Origin of the sequence: Croceifilum oryzae (assembly GCF_030814315.1) — a bacterium.
GTDB lineage: Bacteria > Bacillota > Bacilli > Thermoactinomycetales > Thermoactinomycetaceae > Baia > Baia oryzae.
This window is the reverse complement of the sequence record NZ_JAUSUV010000011.1, coordinates 53,198-70,992: the sequence shown is the minus strand read 5'-3', so window position 1 is coordinate 70,992 and position 17,795 is coordinate 53,198. Positions and strand designations below refer to the sequence as shown.

At 43.1% G+C, this 17,795-nt stretch carries 18 protein-coding genes and 1 riboswitch; of the genes, 3 read left to right on the top strand and 15 right to left on the bottom strand.

Annotation, left to right across the window (positions count from 1 at the left end; genetic code table 11):
• Window positions 1-74: 74 nt before the first annotated feature.
• On the bottom strand, window positions 75-950 hold the full coding sequence (gene prmC, locus J2Z48_RS12600; protein ID WP_307254037.1) for a peptide chain release factor N(5)-glutamine methyltransferase: 876 nt from the start codon (window positions 948-950) through the stop codon (window positions 75-77).
• Between the two features lie 19 nt (window positions 951-969).
• Window positions 970-2,043 carry a peptide chain release factor 1 gene (prfA, locus tag J2Z48_RS12595; protein WP_307254036.1) on the bottom strand — a complete coding sequence of 358 codons (1,074 nt, stop codon included), beginning with the start codon at window positions 2,041-2,043 and terminating at the stop codon, window positions 970-972.
• A gap of 155 nt (window positions 2,044-2,198) precedes the next feature.
• Between prfA and J2Z48_RS12590 the strand changes: the two genes are divergently transcribed.
• Window positions 2,199-3,170 carry a CPBP family intramembrane glutamic endopeptidase gene (locus tag J2Z48_RS12590; protein ID WP_307254034.1) on the top strand — a complete coding sequence of 324 codons (972 nt, stop codon included), beginning with the start codon at window positions 2,199-2,201 and terminating at the stop codon, window positions 3,168-3,170.
• Window positions 3,171-3,303: 133 nt separating this feature from the next.
• Here the strand turns inward: J2Z48_RS12590 and J2Z48_RS12585 are convergent, their stop codons facing one another.
• The 11 genes from J2Z48_RS12585 to J2Z48_RS12535 all read right to left on the bottom strand — a co-directional run bounded on the left by J2Z48_RS12585 (window position 3,304) and on the right by J2Z48_RS12535 (window position 13,017).
• On the bottom strand, window positions 3,304-4,065 hold the full coding sequence (locus tag J2Z48_RS12585; protein ID WP_307254033.1) for a hypothetical protein: 762 nt from the start codon (window positions 4,063-4,065) through the stop codon (window positions 3,304-3,306).
• 104 nt (window positions 4,066-4,169) lie between these two features.
• Entirely contained in the window at window positions 4,170-4,757 is a 588-nt protein-coding gene (locus J2Z48_RS12580) for a thymidine kinase (protein ID WP_307254032.1), read from the bottom strand.
• Between the two features lie 106 nt (window positions 4,758-4,863).
• Window positions 4,864-5,064, bottom strand: a complete 201-nt coding sequence (gene rpmE, locus J2Z48_RS12575; protein ID WP_131848268.1) for a 50S ribosomal protein L31 — start codon at window positions 5,062-5,064, stop codon at window positions 4,864-4,866.
• Window positions 5,065-5,213: 149 nt separating this feature from the next.
• Window positions 5,214-6,233 (bottom strand): LysM peptidoglycan-binding domain-containing M23 family metallopeptidase, encoded by a 1,020-nt coding sequence (locus J2Z48_RS12570; RefSeq protein WP_307254031.1) that lies wholly within the window; start codon window positions 6,231-6,233, stop codon window positions 5,214-5,216.
• A gap of 98 nt (window positions 6,234-6,331) precedes the next feature.
• Window positions 6,332-7,612: a transcription termination factor Rho gene (gene rho, locus J2Z48_RS12565; protein WP_307254029.1), complete on the bottom strand. Its 1,281-nt coding sequence runs from the start codon at window positions 7,610-7,612 to the stop codon at window positions 6,332-6,334.
• 66 nt (window positions 7,613-7,678) lie between these two features.
• Window positions 7,679-8,644, bottom strand: coding sequence for a class II fructose-bisphosphatase (glpX, locus tag J2Z48_RS12560; RefSeq protein ID WP_307254027.1), 966 nt, complete (start codon window positions 8,642-8,644; stop codon window positions 7,679-7,681).
• A 1,019-nt stretch (window positions 8,645-9,663) separates the two neighbouring features.
• Entirely contained in the window at window positions 9,664-10,311 is a 648-nt protein-coding gene (gene fsa, locus J2Z48_RS12555; RefSeq protein WP_307254026.1) for a fructose-6-phosphate aldolase, read from the bottom strand.
• 146 nt (window positions 10,312-10,457) lie between these two features.
• Window positions 10,458-11,312 carry a class II fructose-1,6-bisphosphate aldolase gene (gene fba / locus J2Z48_RS12550; RefSeq protein ID WP_307254025.1) on the bottom strand — a complete coding sequence of 285 codons (855 nt, stop codon included), beginning with the start codon at window positions 11,310-11,312 and terminating at the stop codon, window positions 10,458-10,460.
• 69 nt (window positions 11,313-11,381) lie between these two features.
• Window positions 11,382-12,191, bottom strand: a complete 810-nt coding sequence (gene kce / locus J2Z48_RS12545) for a 3-keto-5-aminohexanoate cleavage enzyme (protein ID WP_307254024.1) — start codon at window positions 12,189-12,191, stop codon at window positions 11,382-11,384.
• 66 nt (window positions 12,192-12,257) lie between these two features.
• Entirely contained in the window at window positions 12,258-12,629 is a 372-nt protein-coding gene (kal, locus tag J2Z48_RS12540) for a 3-aminobutyryl-CoA ammonia lyase (RefSeq protein WP_307254023.1), read from the bottom strand.
• A gap of 22 nt (window positions 12,630-12,651) precedes the next feature.
• On the bottom strand, window positions 12,652-13,017 hold the full coding sequence (locus J2Z48_RS12535) for a response regulator (protein WP_072335176.1): 366 nt from the start codon (window positions 13,015-13,017) through the stop codon (window positions 12,652-12,654).
• A 152-nt stretch (window positions 13,018-13,169) separates the two neighbouring features.
• Between J2Z48_RS12535 and J2Z48_RS12530 the strand changes: the two genes are divergently transcribed.
• Window positions 13,170-14,090, top strand: a complete 921-nt coding sequence (locus J2Z48_RS12530; RefSeq protein ID WP_307254021.1) for a ketopantoate reductase family protein — start codon at window positions 13,170-13,172, stop codon at window positions 14,088-14,090.
• A gap of 1,014 nt (window positions 14,091-15,104) precedes the next feature.
• On the opposite strand, the gene J2Z48_RS12525 is transcribed toward J2Z48_RS12530, so the two are convergent.
• Both J2Z48_RS12525 and J2Z48_RS12520 read right to left on the bottom strand, forming a co-directional pair.
• Window positions 15,105-16,274, bottom strand: coding sequence for an MFS transporter (locus tag J2Z48_RS12525; protein WP_307254019.1), 1,170 nt, complete (start codon window positions 16,272-16,274; stop codon window positions 15,105-15,107).
• Between the two features lie 158 nt (window positions 16,275-16,432).
• Complete coding sequence (locus J2Z48_RS12520; protein WP_307254017.1) at window positions 16,433-16,735, bottom strand: ArsR/SmtB family transcription factor; 303 nt, start codon at window positions 16,733-16,735, stop codon at window positions 16,433-16,435.
• Between the two features lie 139 nt (window positions 16,736-16,874).
• Window positions 16,875-17,012: riboswitch (FMN riboswitch) on the top strand.
• Window positions 17,013-17,224: 212 nt separating this feature from the next.
• Here J2Z48_RS12520 and J2Z48_RS12515 point away from each other — a divergent pair.
• Window positions 17,225-17,779 (top strand): ECF transporter S component, encoded by a 555-nt coding sequence (locus J2Z48_RS12515; protein WP_307254014.1) that lies wholly within the window; start codon window positions 17,225-17,227, stop codon window positions 17,777-17,779.
• Window positions 17,780-17,795 lie beyond the last annotated feature (16 nt).

Here is a 17,795-nt window from a genome sequence, read left to right as displayed (position 1 = left end):
CCCCTCATCATCCTACCTTCAGTATGGACAAGTCATGGGGGATTTAATCTGTTTTTTATGAAAAATTTTACCAGTTACAGCTGGCGCCATCCGAAGACCATGCGATCCAAACCGGCATAATCCTGGCGAATTTCTGTCTTTGAGATACCTGGGATCGATTGCACCAATCTTTCAACCTCCGGTCCCTGACTAGCACCAATCTCAAACGCAACAAGTCTGAGATTGGCCCATGAACACAAGTCGCGGCAGAGTAAGCGATATGGATCTAGCCCGTCATCTCCACCATGTAACGCCAGATGTGGTTCAAAGGCTCGAACCTGCTTTTCTAAAGCTAACATCTCATTACTTGAGATATAAGGTGGATTGGAAACAAAGATCTGAAATTGGTCTTTTTGCAAGATAAGCGGTTCTACCAGATTTCCTTGCACGAAGCTCACTCGCTCTAAAACGTCGTAGAAGGCCGCATTTCGTCGAGCAACCTCTAGGGCTTCAAGAGAGAGATCAACGGTCGTGACAGCCCAATTAGGGGCCTCTAAAGCCAAACTAATCGAAATGCAACCGCTTCCAGTTCCTACTTCAGCTACTCGAACCTCTTCGTAGCCAAAAAGTCTCTTTCCTTCTTGAAGAACACCCTCTACTAATAGCTCCGTTTCCGGTCGCGGGATGAGGACGGAGGGATTTACCGCATATACACGCCCGTAAAACTCTTGATCCCCTACAATATATTGGATCGGTTCCCCTTCCGCTCTGCGCTCTAGCCATCTACTCCACTGCGCGGCTACATCTGCCGGAAAAGGCTCTATCATCTTCATAAACAGTTGTGTTCGATTTAGTCCTAATAAACGTCGTAATAACAACTCTGCTTCAAATTCGGGCGAATCGCTTCCTCTTTCTCGTAAAAAAGAGGAAGCCCCTGCAAATGCTTCCCGAATCGTTTGACCGGTATGCATTGGGATTCCTCCTGATCCATTAACCTTCTGTGGTAGATTGTAACATCTCTTGCTGATACGTCACGATCAAGGTATCAATTACTTCTTGTAAATCTCCATCTAAAATCGCATCGAGACGGTGAAGAGTTAAGCCAATGCGATGATCGGTTACACGGCTTTGTGGGAAATTGTAGGTACGAATTCGTTCACTACGATCTCCAGACCCTACCGCACTTTTTCGTGCACTTGCTTGCTTCGCTAGTTCTTCTTGTTGCTTCATATCGTATAAACGAGCGCGAAGAACACGCATCGCTTTATCTTTGTTACTAATCTGCGATTTCTCATCCTGACAAGACACAGCGATTCCTGTTGGAATATGAGTAATCCGAACCGCAGATTTCGTCGTGTTTACACTTTGTCCACCTGGTCCACTGGAGCAGAATGTATCAATCCGCAAATCTTTTTCGTGAACTTCAATCTCGACTTCTTCCGCTTCTGGTAGTACTGCTACTGTAGCGGTAGAGGTATGAATTCGTCCACCTGATTCAGTAGAAGGAACACGCTGAACACGGTGCGCGCCACTCTCAAATTTCAAGCGGGAGTAGGCACCATTCCCTTGGATGGAAAAGACTACCTCTTTCGTACCACCCAGACCCGTTGCACTCAGCTCTAATATTTCTACTTTCCAGCCTTGACGTTCTGCAAACCGGGTATACATACGATAAAGATCAGAGGCAAACAACGCAGCTTCATCTCCTCCTGCCGCACCACGAACCTCTACGATTACGTTCTTATCATCATTCGGGTCTTTCGGCAATAGGAGAACTTTAATTTTTTCCTCTAACTCTTTTTTACGAGGAGCTAGCTCGTCCAGTTCCATCTTGACTAGCTCACGCATCTCATCATCTAATTTATCTTCTAACATCGCTTTTGCGTCTTGGTATTGTTCAAGTACTTGTTTATATTCTAAATAAGCTTGATTTTGCTCTTCAATCGAGGATTGCTCTTTTGAATAGGTACGCAATTTATTAGAGTCGCTAATTACTTCTGGTGTACAGAGTAACTGACTTAGCTCTTCATAGCGGCGATGAATCGCTTCCAGACGATCCAGCAATGGGACTCACTCCTTATTCGGTAGACAAACTTAACAACATATCGGAATTGATAGCATAAGATTTATTCTAACACAACTGATGAGAAATGAGAAAGATTCCTCATCCGATATGGTACCATCTAGATATATTATCTATAAAAAGAAGGAGCCTAATCATGAATGACTATACGGAAATCATTTTCTTAATCGCATCATTTGCACTCTTGATCTTATTTGCATACCTCGCAAACAAAGTAGACTATACTGTACAAGTGAAGGGAACCAACGGTTGGAACAGCGTCTCTCACGTCATCCAAGCTCTCTATGCATGTATGTATCTCCTCGTGATACTCATTGCATTGCTTGCTAAAGTTAAAAACATATACACCATTGCGGTAATCCTTGCCTCTATCCTAGGACTTTCCTTACTCATCCCTGCTGTAAGAAAAGGATTAGCCAAAATGATTCCGATCAATCCGAATTCACATGTACATACATTTGCCTTACTAACAAGCGTCTTTATTCCTACTACACTCTTCCAATCCTTAATCATGCCCACGAGCCTCGCAGAGGTACAACAAGAAAATATCACACTCGTCTCTACTCTCTCCAGCATTTGGGCTCAGAATATTTTATGTGCGGTACTTGCTGTCATGGGTGTAGGGTATCTAACCAGAAGAAATTGGCAACAAACCAGAGAACGACTTGGACTCTACCGCCTTACCTTCAAGCAATTTTTGGGTGCGATTGCCGTAGCCGTTTTATTTGTCCTCCTACAGTGGGGACTCACGATTGTTTTTACTCAGCTAGGCTTATCGGAAGAACAAGAAGTATTAAAGGTAAACGAAGCACTTATGGCTCCACTATTTAATAGCGCGATCGGCATTATCTCCATCGGCCTCGCAGCTGCTTTAGGCGAAGAATTAGTGTTTCGCGGAGCCTTACAGCCTCGTTTTGGGATCATCCTAACCAGCATCCTCTTTGCCCTAACTCATGCTAACTATGGCCTTAGCATCGGCACGATTGTGGTACTGGTTCTAGGATTTGGTATGGGGTATTTCCGAAAACGTTATTCTACTACCTATACGATGGTCATTCATGCTGCTTATAACATCCTAGTGGGCACCTTAGACTATTTTTTCCCTTAGACGATCCGATTGCATCAAGCTAAATCTCGATGCGCTCTAGCCAAAATATTCACAAGCCACACTCGTCCTTTTTGTCATAGGAGCATGTTCCATCAGCATATGATGAAGTGAAATAAGAATTCGCCTCCAAGCTCTACTTATCACCCGATAGGGGAGCTTGGAGGACTTCTGTGGAAAGTCGAACCCCTTTCGCTTCCACAATTTCATCTGTATGGTAGAAGAATATACTCGTCTTCCCTGGTGAGTCCTTCGTTTCTTCTCTCCGTTCGATCTTCTGTACTTGATGACTTCCCTTATTTAAAACCAATCGGTATGAGATCGTCTCTTGATGATTGGCCGTCTCTAACTTGTCGCGGCTTCGTTTGCCTAGATAGTTGCCGAATATTTCTGTATCTTGATCGCTTACTTTCACTTCGATGATCCAATTATCACCTTGCTGAGTAAGCTGGGGCTTGTTTTTAGAGTCTTTCGCAAGCCCTTGTAGTACGTAGGTAGGGTTAGCAAGTTCACATAACATTTGAAAGTTGTCCGAAACAGCATCAGATCCAACTGTCTCCTTGCTCCATTTACCACCTGCCTTCACAAACAAGTATGGTGCTTTTTCTTTGACAAACACCATCTCATATTGCTGTGCGGGAACATCGCTTATATACCGAATACTCACATCTTCCTTTACACAGGCCACTTCCAGGTTCTCTTTCTTATCTGCATTTTCGATATGTAATTTAGCTTGCCATCCCGCATAGTTTTGAACAGCTTGTTGCGCTTTTCCTACTAACTCACGAGCTTGTTTCGTTGTGAGATCAGTGGATGAATCATTTGACTGTCCTACTAATCTCCAGCCTGCACATCCCGTTATCAGCAAACTACACAGAATCAAGCTTATCCATCTCATGTAACCGCCCCCTTTCATCTACTATTATGAAAACATAATTTGGTATAAATTTCTAGATAAAAAGAAAAAGCCCAAAAGGGCTCTATGTATGTAAAATCATTCGATTATCTTTCTCTTTCCTGAGGGACTTCGTGGCAATGCCTGCAACGGGCTTCGTACTGCTCATCCGCACCAACTAATATAATTGGCTCATCTTTTCCAGCCGGTTTCCCATCGATTAGACGTTGGGTTCTAGCCGCTGGCTGACCACATTGTACACAGATGGCTTGTAGCTTCGTCGCATACTCAGCGATAGCAAGCAAATGAGGAGTAGGTCCGAAAGCTTGTCCACGAAAGTCTTGATCCAGTCCTGCACAGATAACCCGCAGGCCGCGATCTGCTAACGTTTGGCACACTTCTACGATCTCTTCTTGGAAGAATTGCACTTCATCAATCGCTACCACATTGGTCGTACTCTCAACAGCTGATAAAATTTCGTATGGATCTCGAATCGCTTTTGCTTCCGCCATAAGACCATTATGTGAGGCAATCGACTCCGCATGATAGCGATCATCAATTGCTGGTTTAAAAGCCTGAACTTCCTGCTTGGCAATCTTCGCTCTTCGAATGCGGCGAATTAACTCTTCGCTCTTTCCTGAAAACATCCCGCCACAGATAACCTCAATCCAACCTTCTTTATGCATCAATTGCAAAGACGGTAACCTCCCATACTATAAATGTATCGCTCAAAGAAAAATGAAAAGGCAAGCGGGTGATAGCTCGCTTGCCCATGGGAAACCCCATTCAAATTTATCCATATTAACCGAGGTTATATTTCTTTTTGAAACGATCGACACGACCACCTGCGTTTACCATTTTTTGTTTACCTGTATAGAATGGATGGCAAGCGGAACAAATATCCACTTTCAATTCTGCTTTGGTCGACCCAGTTTCAAAAGTGTTACCGCAAGCACAACTTACAGTAGCGGCTTTGTATTCTGGATGAATAGCTGCTTTCATCAAGTTCACCTCTTCCTTAATCCGATCCTAAACGTTTTCGAGTTGAAAACTACTGAAGTATTATAGCATGAACGCTCTAGGACTGCAAGATGAGGGACCGATCCAGCTACGTCTGTATCTCTTCTCCAAAGTGAAAGATGGCTTATGGCTTACTTAGGTAATACTTGCAATGGATTAATGACAGAACCATTTCTGTGCACTTCAAAATGAAGATGATAGCCGGTCGCATTACCTGTTATTCCCATAAAACCTATTTGTTCCCCTTGGGAAACCGTACTTCCTACTCCGACCGATATTCGACTCAAATGGGCATAGTATGTGATCCAACCATTGCCGTGGTCGATCACAATCAAATTTCCATAAGCACCCGAATATCCAGCTTTTACGACCGTTCCACTCGCCGCAGCAAAAATAGGTTCTTTTGACTTCTGCTCACTCCAGATGTCCACTCCTTTATGCTGACGTCCATTTCGCCAACCAAAGTTACTCGTCACTCTACCGTTAACAGGCCAGATAAACCGTTCATTATCAGGTCGAGGGGGAACTACCTGCTTAGCAGATTTTTTGTTTGCAGGGGTAGTTTTGCTTACTTTCATCTTTTGTGGAGTTGATGGTTTCGGAGCTTCTGGTTTTGGCTCCGGTGATGCATTCAACTCATCTTTTGGAACGAAAAGCAAGCTATCGACAGATAAATCGGGTGACTCTCCAAGCGACGGGTTTAGGTGAAGAAGTAAATCTTTAGTCGTTCGATACGTACTGGCGATGGAATCGATTGTATCTCCAGAACGAACAGCGACCAACTTCACCCTGAGCGGAATGGTGAGATTACGCCCAACTGACAATAAGCGTGGATTCTGCACTTCATTTTGATTAGCGATCTCTGGATGTGGCACTTGGAACAGTGAACCGATCTGACTTAATGTGTCACCTCTTTGCACTCTGTACAAGATCGGCTTACTTTTGAGTTCTGCAAGGCTACCTGCGTAATACGTGAGCTTCGGAAGGACATTGGCTGTATTCCGCATGATAATCTGCAACGGCTCACCATCGCCATCCGTCTTTCCTAGATTCTCACCGAGTATCGAATGAGAATCGGTGCCTATCGCCCAAGCAGTAGATGCAGAACAAATGGCCAATGAAGAAGCCAAAAGCGCTTTTTTGCGGGACATTTCATCAACACCTCAGATCAAGGATTGGTTAGGGTAAGTACCCGAAACATTCTTATGTGCTTTGAGAGTGTTGTATGTCAAAAAAAAGAAATACATACTTAAGAAACAGTAGTAGGACGGCCGGAAGCTCTCGGTTTCTCTTGATCTAAAGAAGCTAAAAATTCTTCGTTCGATTTTGTTTTTCTTAATTTGCGGATGAAAGCTTCTGTATAATCATTGTGCTCTGAAAGAGTATTACGCATGGACCAGATTTTCTCCAACTCTTGCTTACCCATCAATAACTCTTCACGACGAGTTCCGGAACGGCGAATATCGATCGCAGGGAAGATTCGGCGTTCTGCCAATTTCCGATCCAGATGCAACTCTAAGTTGCCCGTACCTTTAAATTCTTCATAGATCACATCATCCATACGGGATCCTGTATCAACTAAGGCCGTCGCTAAGATGGTTAAGCTTCCACCTTCTTCAATATTTCGAGCCGCTCCAAAGAAGCGTTTTGGACGATGAAAAGCCGCAGGATCAATTCCACCTGATAAGGTTCTACCACTTGGAGGAATCACTAGATTATAAGCACGCGCGAGCCTTGTAATACTATCTAATAAAATCACAACATCCTTCTTCGATTCTACTAGACGTTGCGCCCTTTCTAGGACAAGCTCTGCCACTTTTATATGATTTTCCGGCAACTCATCAAAGGTAGAACTTACTACTTCGCCTTTGACAGAGCGTTGCATATCGGTTACTTCCTCAGGGCGTTCGTCAATTAATAGAACGAACAATTCAATATCTGGGTAGTTTTCCGAAATACTATTCGCTATCTCTTTCAGCAACATGGTTTTCCCGGCTTTTGGTTGAGCGACAATTAAGCCACGTTGTCCAAGACCTACAGGTGCAATTAAATCCATCGTGCGAGTTGATATTCTTTCTGGCGTTGTTTCCAATAGAAGTCGATTTTGAGGATATAAGGGAGTAAGTGCAGGGAAATGAAGGCGTTCAGCTGCTACTTCAGGATCTTGCCCGTTTACAGCTTCTACATGTAGTAAGCCAAAAAAACGTTCATTTTCTTTGGGAGCACGTACTTTTCCGGAAACTAAGTCCCCAGGGCGGAGATCAAAGCGACGAATCTGGGAAGCCGATATATAGATATCTTCAGAGGAAGGTAAGAAGTTAATGGGTCGTAAGAAGCCATACCCTTCTGGAAGAACATCCAACACTCCACCCATAAACATCAATCCGTCTTTTTCTGCTTTTGCTTTTAGAATCGAAAAAATCAATTCTCGCTTTTTAAGTTGGCTATAGTATGGAATCTGATATTCTTTGGCCAATTTATACAAATCTGTGAGTTTCTGATTCTCTAAATCACTTAATGTATAATCCATAAATAGGTATCACCACTTTTTTCAGGCTCGAACATATAGCCTGTTCCAGTGTGGGAACAGGTCCATCTATTCTAACACGTAGTTTGGTCTTTTTTCTAATCTGTGTGTTCCTTCCATAAAACGAATTGTACCTGTTTTTGCGCGCATTACAAGAGAATGTGTTTGAACTTTATCTCCTTTATAGCGAACACCACGTAACAACTCACCATCCGTCACGCCTGTTGCGGCAAAAATAGCATCTTCTGTACGAACAAGATCTGCCATGCGCAACACTTTCTTCGGATCTTCAATCCCCATTCGCAGACAACGCTCAAACTGCTCCTCATCCTCTGGTAAAAGTCTACCTATCATTTCTCCACCAAGGCACTTTAACCCTACCGCGGCTAGTACACCTTCTGGCGCACCTCCAGAACCGAATAAAATATCAACGCCTGTATCATAAAAACCTGTGTTTAGAGCGGCGGCTACATCTCCGTCAGGAATGAGCTTGATTCTCGCGCCTGCTTGGCGAATCTCTTCGATCATCTTGGCATGACGAGGGCGATCCAATAAAACGGCTACCAGGTCTTCGATATCTTTGCCGTTGGCTTTCGCGACAGCCTTTAAATTATCGATGACGGGCGCATCTAAATCAACTTGTCCGACTGCTTTAGGACCGACTGCTATTTTATCCATGTACATGTCAGGAGCATGTAGCAAACCACCCTTTGGAGCGATTGCAACAACTGCGAGCGCATTCCATAGACCATTAGCAACGATATTGGTCCCTTCTAACGGATCAACTGCCACGTCTACTTCAGGAAGATAGCCAAGCCCGAGGCGCTCCCCAATATAAAGCATCGGGGCTTCATCCATTTCCCCTTCGCCGATTACAACGGTTCCACGCATGGGAATGGTATCAAATACCTCTCTCATAGCCGATGTAGCGGCTGCATCTGCCTCGTCCTTCCTACCTGATCCGATCCAACGACCTGAAGCAATCGCAGCGGCTTCTGTAACACGTACAAGTTCCATTGTTAAACTTCGTTCCATTCTATCCATCTCCTTTATTCGATCATACCTATTATGTAAATTAGCATAGCATATCTTTTAATTAGTGTATTATATTTGGCATAAATGTAACACATGGTGTAAAAAGATGGAAGAGTCGTATTTGTTGATTAGCCCAGTAATGAAGATAGTTCGAGTCATGTATCTGTTCTGCTTGTAGATCACATGGGATAAACTTAGCGATTCAATTAAGACGGGTGGAGTTAGGAGAGCTATTGATAGTCCAACTATCGGAGCTAGCCCGGGGCATGTGTCTGACCACAGCTCAAATAGTGAGCCAGCGAAGATGTAGGGGTGTCCGCTTCGTTTATCGATGCTTCGGGCAAGTGGCAAAACTCGCACAGAACGCTCAAACATTGCCACAAAACGCCCTTGCTTCGTAGTACTACGCTAAGTAGGCTCACTAACCTCGCTATGGTCAGGCACATTGCCCCTAGTCTACTCTCAATGCTGGATAGTCAACAGGGCTTGGTGGATGGATACGCGATAGCCTGATTCTCTTATGATCCAATAAGCCTGGTAGGTAAGCTGAGAGTATTCGAGTCGAAAGGAAATCGAAAATACCCTTGAAATTTGTTTTTAGATATAAACAAATTACATGTAAACTCATGAATGCTTTTAATGGAACTGCATCAATAGAAATAACTTACAAATTGTTTTTGGGAGGCTTTAAAAAATGACTGTTGATGAACTAGAGGTTAGATTAAGAGGAAGGGAGGGTCTGTTCGATATCTGCGATGTTAGCGATCCTACTTAGCGTAGCTATCCGTAGCATAGGGCGCTTTTGGTGCAATTTGTCTGAGCGTTCTTTGCGAGTTTTGCACCTGCCCTAGCGAAGGATTGCGAAGCGGACAGTTCTACTTCCTTGCCGGATCGGTATTTGAGCAGTTATCGAACAGACCCCTCCCAACTCCCGATCGCCCATATCCCCCCTTCAACATGCCTGCTAAAACAAAGAAGGAACCCTATTCAAAACAGGGCTCCTTCTCATAAAGCTTTATTTACTTCGACTTCGCATTTTTCCAGTCTGCTTCAAACTTAGCAATTCCCTGAGTGGTAAGCGGATGATTCACCATTTGAGTAAGGATTTTGTATGGAAGAGTCGCAATGTCAGCTCCCGCTAATGCAGCTTGAGTCACATGAATCGGATGACGGACACTAGCCGCGATAATTTGTGTATCGAGACCGTGAATGTCAAAGATATCACGAATTTGTTGGATCAATTCCACGCCATCATAGCTAATATCATCCAAACGTCCTAGAAACGGACTCACAAATGTTGCCCCTGCTCTTGCCGCCATTAACGCTTGGTTAGCAGAGAAAATCAAGGTAACGTTCGTCTGAATGCCTTTATTAGCAAAGTGACTAACTGCCTTTAACCCTTCTAAAGTCATCGGAAGTTTTACGTTTAAGTTAGGGGCAATTTTGGCAAGGCTTTCACCCTCTTCGATCATACCTTCATGGTTAGGAGCCATAACCTCTCCACTCACTGGACCCTCTACGAAGCTAGTGATCTCAGCAAGAACTTCTTCAAATACACGACCGGAACTAGCGATTAAACTCGGATTGGTCGTCACGCCTGATAGTAATCCTAATGAATGAACTTCACGAATTTCTTCTACAACTGCTGTATCTAAAAAGAACTTCATCTATTTCCCACTCCTTTATGTAAGAAAGAAAAGGTAGATAGATAGGGCGAAATGATGCCCCATCTATCTACTCTTTACTTGTTCAACTAATGCCATTGTACCCGATTGCACTCAAACTATGCATCCAACCTCGGATAGAAGGCAATCTATGCTTTGCCTTCACTACCAAAGAGACGAATTTTTTCTTTTACTGTCTCCTTAATCGCATCACGAGCTGGACCCAAGTATTTACGTGGGTCAATCATCTCGTGATTACTTGTGAGAAGTTCACGAACCAATTTCGTACTGGTTACTTGGTTTTCTGTGTTTACGTTAATCTTCCCTACACCACGAGTGATCGATTTACGAATCGCTTCATCCGGCACACCTGAACCACCGTGAAGAACGATTGGTGCATCGATTGCATTTGCTACTTCTTCGATAATATCGAAACGAATCTTAGGTTCACCTTTATAAATCCCATGTGCGGTCCCAACGGCAATGGCCATTGCATCTACTTGCGTCTCTTGCCAAAAACGAATCGCATCTTTCGCGTTCGCTAAGGTCGCATCCTCATCAGCTACGTCTAAGTCATCTTCTACACCACCGATGGTTCCAAGCTCACCCTCTACGGATACACCGATAGCATGAGCCGCTTCGACAACTTTTTGGGTTAGACGAATATTTTCTTCTAGTGGATAGTGAGAACCGTCAAACATAACAGAAGAAAACCCTTCACGGATACATTGCATAACCACTTCAAAACTACTCCCATGGTCCAAATGAAGTGCAATCGGCAAACCGGATTCTTCTGCTGCGATCTTCGATAATGCTACAACGTTTTTTAAGCCCATATAGCGAATAGCACCTTCACTGGCACCAAAGATCAAGGGAGAATTCAACTCTTTCCCTGCCGCTACAATTGCTTGAACATATTCTAGGTTGTTGATATTAAACTGACCTACCGCAAACCCTTCTTTTTTGGCTTGTGGTAAAAATGCATTCATAGACACTAATGCCATATGTACAACCCCCTCAATTAACTTCAACAAATTCATCTTAGCAGAAGTGCCCTTCTTCTGCGAGAGGGATCATGAAATTTGCAGGATCTTCCTCGCCTCGTCAGGAGTCGCAATTTCCCGACCTATTTCCCGGGAAATCCGCACCACTCTCTCCACCAATTGTCGATTTGTCGCTAATTCACCTTTTCTATAATAGATATTATCCTCTAAACCAACCCGAACATGACCCCCTAATAAAATGGCCATGGTCGACATTGGCAACTGTGCACGACCAATCCCAGCAACGGTCCACGTCGCTCCTTCTGGGATCTGTTTCCTCACAAAAAGCAACTGTTCCGGTGTTGCAGGCATCGCCCCTGGAACTCCCATCACAAAATCATAATGTAGGTGTCCACGAACATAGCCATCTCGAACTAATTTGTAAGCGTTTTCAATCATTCCGGTATCAAAAATCTCAAACTCTGGACGAACCCCATTTTCCTTCATCTCTAACGCAAAACGGCGTATCTGTGTGGCTGAGTTCATAAACACCTCTTCGCCAAAATTAACCGTTCCTGTCGTTAAGGTAGCCATCTCTGGCTTCAGGCTTATAGGCTGGATTCGTTCATCATCTGTCATGCCCACCGCTCCACCTGTAGATACTTGAATGATAATCGGGCATCGTTCTCTAATTTTCGCGATGATCTCCCTATATATTTCCCTATCTTGTGTCGAATTACCCTCCAGATCCCTTGCATGGATGTGAACGATGGAGGCACCTGCTTCATACACTTCTTGTGCCTGCTCTGCCATTTCATCTGGCATGATTGGCAGATGCGGCGTATCTTCCTTACGAACCTCTGCACCGACTAGAGCGACTGTAATGATTAGCTTTTGCATAAATATACTCTCCTACGATATGTGAAATATTTTATTCTTTTTTCAATGCAAAAAAAGGCCCTTGTTTTACCTAGGAGGTACCACACAGGTGCCAGATGCTTTGGTAACCAGTTTTGGCTCTTCTAATACAAATGCTTTATAAGGACACTCTGGATCACGACTTGCTTCGATCACTTTATACGCTTCAAAGCTCATTTTTCTAGATGTATTCCCGACTTTCGTAATCCTTCCTACTGCCTCTATGTAATCGCCAGCATAGACTGGACCCGTAAATACTACTTCATCATAAGCCACAAACAAGCCTTCATCTCCATCATTTCGGATCAGTAGCTCTGTCGCTACATCTCCAAACAAAGCTAACATTCTTGCACCATCCACTAAATCTCCACCATAATGAGCATCCGCTTGGCTCATACGTAATCGAATTTTCACTTCCACGTCTATTCCTCCTGACTTTCATTCATGATGCTAGTTGACGAATAACTTCGTTACATAGGTCCTGAATATCAAACGGCTTTGTAAAATGAGCCAACGCGCCTAAATGGGTAGCTTTCTCTACCATATCTAACTCTCCATAGGCCGTCATCATAATTACTTTTAATGTTTCATCCATCTTTTTTAGTCGACGTAAAATCTCTAACCCATCCATGCCCGGCATTTTCATATCTAATAATATCAAATCCGGACGCTCACTCTGCACAATTTCAAGTGCCTGCATTCCATTGGCTGCTTGAAGTACCTGTAATGGATATTTGGAAAAGACTTCTTTGACTAAGATTCGGATTCCGTATTGGTCATCCACAACGAGTACTTTTTTGCATTCCATTCACTATCCTCCGGTTTCCTTTGGTCCATTACCTACGTGTACTTAAATTCGTTTTCACAAGACCTTTTCCTTCTTTTTAGCGACTTTCTTTTTCTCATCATTTTATGGATAAGTGTTACTATAGAGAAAAATGCTTGAGGAGGAAGGAAATTATGCGAGTTCTCGTAGTTGGAGCAGGCGCAGTAGGTGGCTATTTCGGAGGAAGATTATTTGAAAAAGGGGCGGATGTTACATTTCTCGTTCGTCCAAAACGACAAGAACAGTTGAACCGCGAGGGATTAATCATTCAAAGTGTTCACGGTGATGCTAAATTAGCCGTGCCTACGATTACATACGGTCAATCGGCAGGACCTTTTGATCTCATTATTTTATCTGTAAAGGCATATCACTTAACAGATGTATTATCCTCTTTGGATCCTTATGTATCATCTAACACAGCCATCCTCCCGTTATTAAATGGCTTTGCCCACTTCCCTCTTCTACGGGAGCGTTATGGAAAAGAGAAGGTATTAGGAGGACTTTGTGTTATCGAATCTACGGTAAATGCGGAAGGACATATTGAACAATACAGCCCGTTTCATGATCTGGTCTATGGAGAATGGTCTGGACAAGCGAGTGAACGAATGGACCGGATGGCAGAACTATTTGCAGGGGTTAGTTGTAATGTGACACAAAGCTCGCAGATCGGGCTAGATGTATGGAAGAAATATGTGTTTATCTCAACCATGAGTGGCATGACATCACTTACTCGCAGTAGCATCGGTACCATCTGGAATACACCTACTGGCGAGCAGACGTATCGAAGCCTTGCACAAGAGGTCATCCAGATCGCCCAATCTCAAGAGCCACAGCTTGATTTTGACGAGGTTTATCAACAAGTCATGAAGAGATCTCTACACTTACATGAGAGTATGAAATCATCGATGTCTCGTGATATTGAAAAGGGACAACCGATTGAGACAGACCATTTTCATGGGTATCTGTTACGGGTAAAACCGGAGCAAATGGAAGCACCTACGCTTGAAACGATCTATACTGCGTTATCTGCTTATCAAGCAACACGGGGTGAATAGGAGCTGTTAGTTAGTGAATGAAAAATTCGGGATCTACTTTGAAAAAGGACCAAATACTGGTGATTGAAACGATCCAGAATAAGAGATGATACGATCTACTTTAGAAAAAAACAAGTACTGGGCTTTTCTGGAATAATGTGTCCCGGGGCATGTATCTGACCACAGCTCAAATAGTGAGCCAGCGAAGATGTGGAAAAGAAAGTCCGCTCCGTCATTCTCCGCTTCGGGCAAGTGGCAAAACTCGCAAAGAACGCTCAAACATTGCCACAAAACGCCCTTGCTACGAAGGACTGCGCTAGGTAGGCTCACAAACCTCGCAGTGGTCAGACACATTGCCCCTATTCCACTTTTACTGGCTTCCTAAATCAATAGATCAAGAGACTATTGTAAAAGAGAGTGACGAAAATCCTTAAAATCTTCTAGACACATATTTAATCAAGCTAATTCAATAACCTTTGCGTATAAATTCTCGAGACTTCCAAATGACATTTTAAACTATCAACTAAACCTCTCATAACACCTTCTTACAAGCCTGTTGATGATCGAATTGGGGCGAAGGGAAAGAAGAGTCTATTCGATCCTTGCGATGTTAGCGATCCTACTTAGCTAAGCAATCCGTAGCATAGGGCGCTTTTGGTGCAACATGTTTGAGCGTACTTTGCGAGTTTTGCACCTGCCCTAGCGGAGGATTGCGAAGCGGACATCCCTACTTCCTTGCAGGATCGGTATCTGAGCAGGTATCGAATAGACTCTCCGGCCCTTGATCACCCAAATGACTTCAACAGCCTTGCTAAGAAACAAACCCTCACAAATAACGAAATGCGCCCAGTGACAGATGTTTTTCTCTGTGCTCAATTCTCCACCACTGGCTAATTCGCAATAACCTAGTTGTAAAAAACGCCATATAAGGGACCTACAGTATAAAAGCCCCGTTTCTCAACTTTCATGAGGAACAAGGCTTTCTTTTCTGTTCAATACGAATGGAATGACAGTGAACCTATTCAATCCATATCATTAAGTTACCTCTTTTAAATTCGATGCCTTCTGTTTACTGAATAACATGAACGTGACAATCATCGCAATGGAAACCCCTAATGCACCGATCCAAGTAACCGAAGACAAGGAAACCTTATCAACGAAAATGCCTCCCACTCCTGCTCCCACAGCCATAGCTAGTTGCATCATAGACTGATTAATACCAAGCAATACAGTAGATGCTTCTGGCTCTAGAGTAGCTAGGTTATATTGTTGGGTTGGGCCTGTGGTCCATGCAGCGAACGACCATAGTATCAGAATGATCATCACGCCAATATAAGAGCCTGTTACAACTGAGAGCAAGATTAACATCATGATGTGTAAGGTCATGCCACCAATCAATGTAGAAGAAACTCCCCAGCGATCTGTGCTAAATCCGCCGAATTTTGATCCTATCAAACTTGCGATACCAAACATAAGTAAAATTCCACTCATCATGCTCTCACTGATCCCAGAAACCCGAAGAAGGTATGGTGACAAATACGTAAAGGCAATCGCATATCCGCCTATCGAGAAAAAGGTGATCGATAATCCCATTACAATTTTGGGATTCTTAAAAAGAGCAAGTTGTTTCAATAAAGGTACAGGCTTATCCCCTTTGATCTGAGGAAGAATCAAGTATAAAACCAACATGATGAGCAATCCCAATAAGGCAATTCCACCAAATACAGACTTCCAACCAAATGCCGCTGCCACCGTTCTACCAATGGGAACTCCGATAATGAGAGAAGCTGTGAATCCCATAACAACCGTAGCAATTGCGCTAGCTCTCTTTCCTTCTGGTGCGATTTTAGCTGCAATGCTTAATGCATTCACAACCACGATACCTGCTCCTAGTGCCATAATGATCCGAGCTACCAGAAACCATCTATATCCAGGTAGTGTATACGCTATGATATTCCCTACCACAAACAAACCGAGGGCATACATCATTAATTTCCGTCTATCCATACTGGCTGTCAATGCCATCGAAATAGGGGTGAAAATCGCATATACAAGGGAAAAGATCGTAATTAACTGACCCGCAGCGCCTATGGTGATCCCAAGTGTATGAGCAATCTTATCCAAAGTTCCTGAAATCACATACTCTGAGGTTCCTACTAAAAAGCTGGCTAAAGCTAAAATATAAATCTTCCAAGTGTTAGACATATGATCTACTTCCTTATCTTTTACATATTGAGGTATTTATAACAACAAATCGCGATATGTAGATTTGTTTTATTGAAAAAATAGACACCTACATCCAAAGATGTCTATTTTTATAACGGTATGAAACTGGGCTTTCGTATGATCATACAGTTCTATGATTAGATCTCTGTTTTCATCATATCAGCAATTTTTACAAAGGTTTCCTCATCTCTTTTGTAATACGTATACTTTCCGATTCGAGCTGCCTTGATAAGACCTGCTCGTAACAGGATGGCGAGATATTGGGAAGCAGTCGATTGTGTCATGTTCAATTTATCTGTTATCTGACTAACACATACCCCTGTTATATTCATATCGATCCCTTCAGGGGGCATAAAATGACGATCGGGCTCCTTCAGCCAGTGTAAAATCTGCAACCTTGATTCATTTGCTAGGGCTTTAAAGATCTCAATTGGTTCCATAACTTAATCATATCACGATTTCTCGATATGTCAATGTGTTAGTTCCAGATTTTTTTATTATGATTTTAAATATAAGTAAGTTGACCTATCCTCTGTAACATTTTATATTTATATAGTATGGAAAAGTGAATAGATTTCATAGATCCTTCGGGGCAGGGTGCAATTCCCGACCGACGGTGATGGTAGTATACACTACCTCAGCCCGTGACCCGCTTATAGCGGTTGACTCGGTGAAACTCCGGGGCCGACAGTATAGTCTGGATGGGAGAAGGATGATAACTCGTACGACTGTTAAAAAACAGCGTATCTACGGGCTTTTTTGGGTATAACTTTTACTTTAAGTTTATGAAAATCCTGTAGTTCGTATTTGGCGTACACACAACCCCCGAAGCTAGGAGATACCGCACTCCTTTTTGCTTCGGTTTTTTATTGCCATGATTCGTACGGTTGTCATCAGAATTCACAAATCACTAGAGGAGTGTTGTTCTGATGCAACAGAAAAGCAAAGTAACCAAGATGGTTTTACTCGCGCTATTAGGTGTGATCTCCTTTTTAATCGAAAACATTAGTTTTCCAATTCCTACTATACCACCCTTTCTCAAGGTAGACTTCAGTGAGCTTCCCGCTCTCGTAGGAGCCATTCTCTTCGGTCCTTTAGGGGGCATCGTGGTCGAATTTATCAAGAATGCTTTTCACCTGATGTTTGCAGGAGGGGAGATTGTCGGAGTCACAGCTAACTTCCTAGCTGGAAGCATCTTTATCTCTGTCATCTCCGTCATTTACCGTAAATTTCAGGGCTGGAAGGGCTTTATATATGGCTTTATCGCCGCTACCATCATGATGACGCTCTTTATGGCGATTGCTAATTTCTTTGTCTTCCTACCACTTTATGCGGCGATTACCGATCCAACAGAGAAAACCACCTTTATCCTCAATATTATTACGCCTTTTAACGTGATAAAAGGAATTTTAGTATCCATCGTATTTGTGCCATTTTATTTAAAGATCATTCCTTATTTGAGAAGTCGTAGCACGGTTTTGTAAAGTACTGTTATGAAAT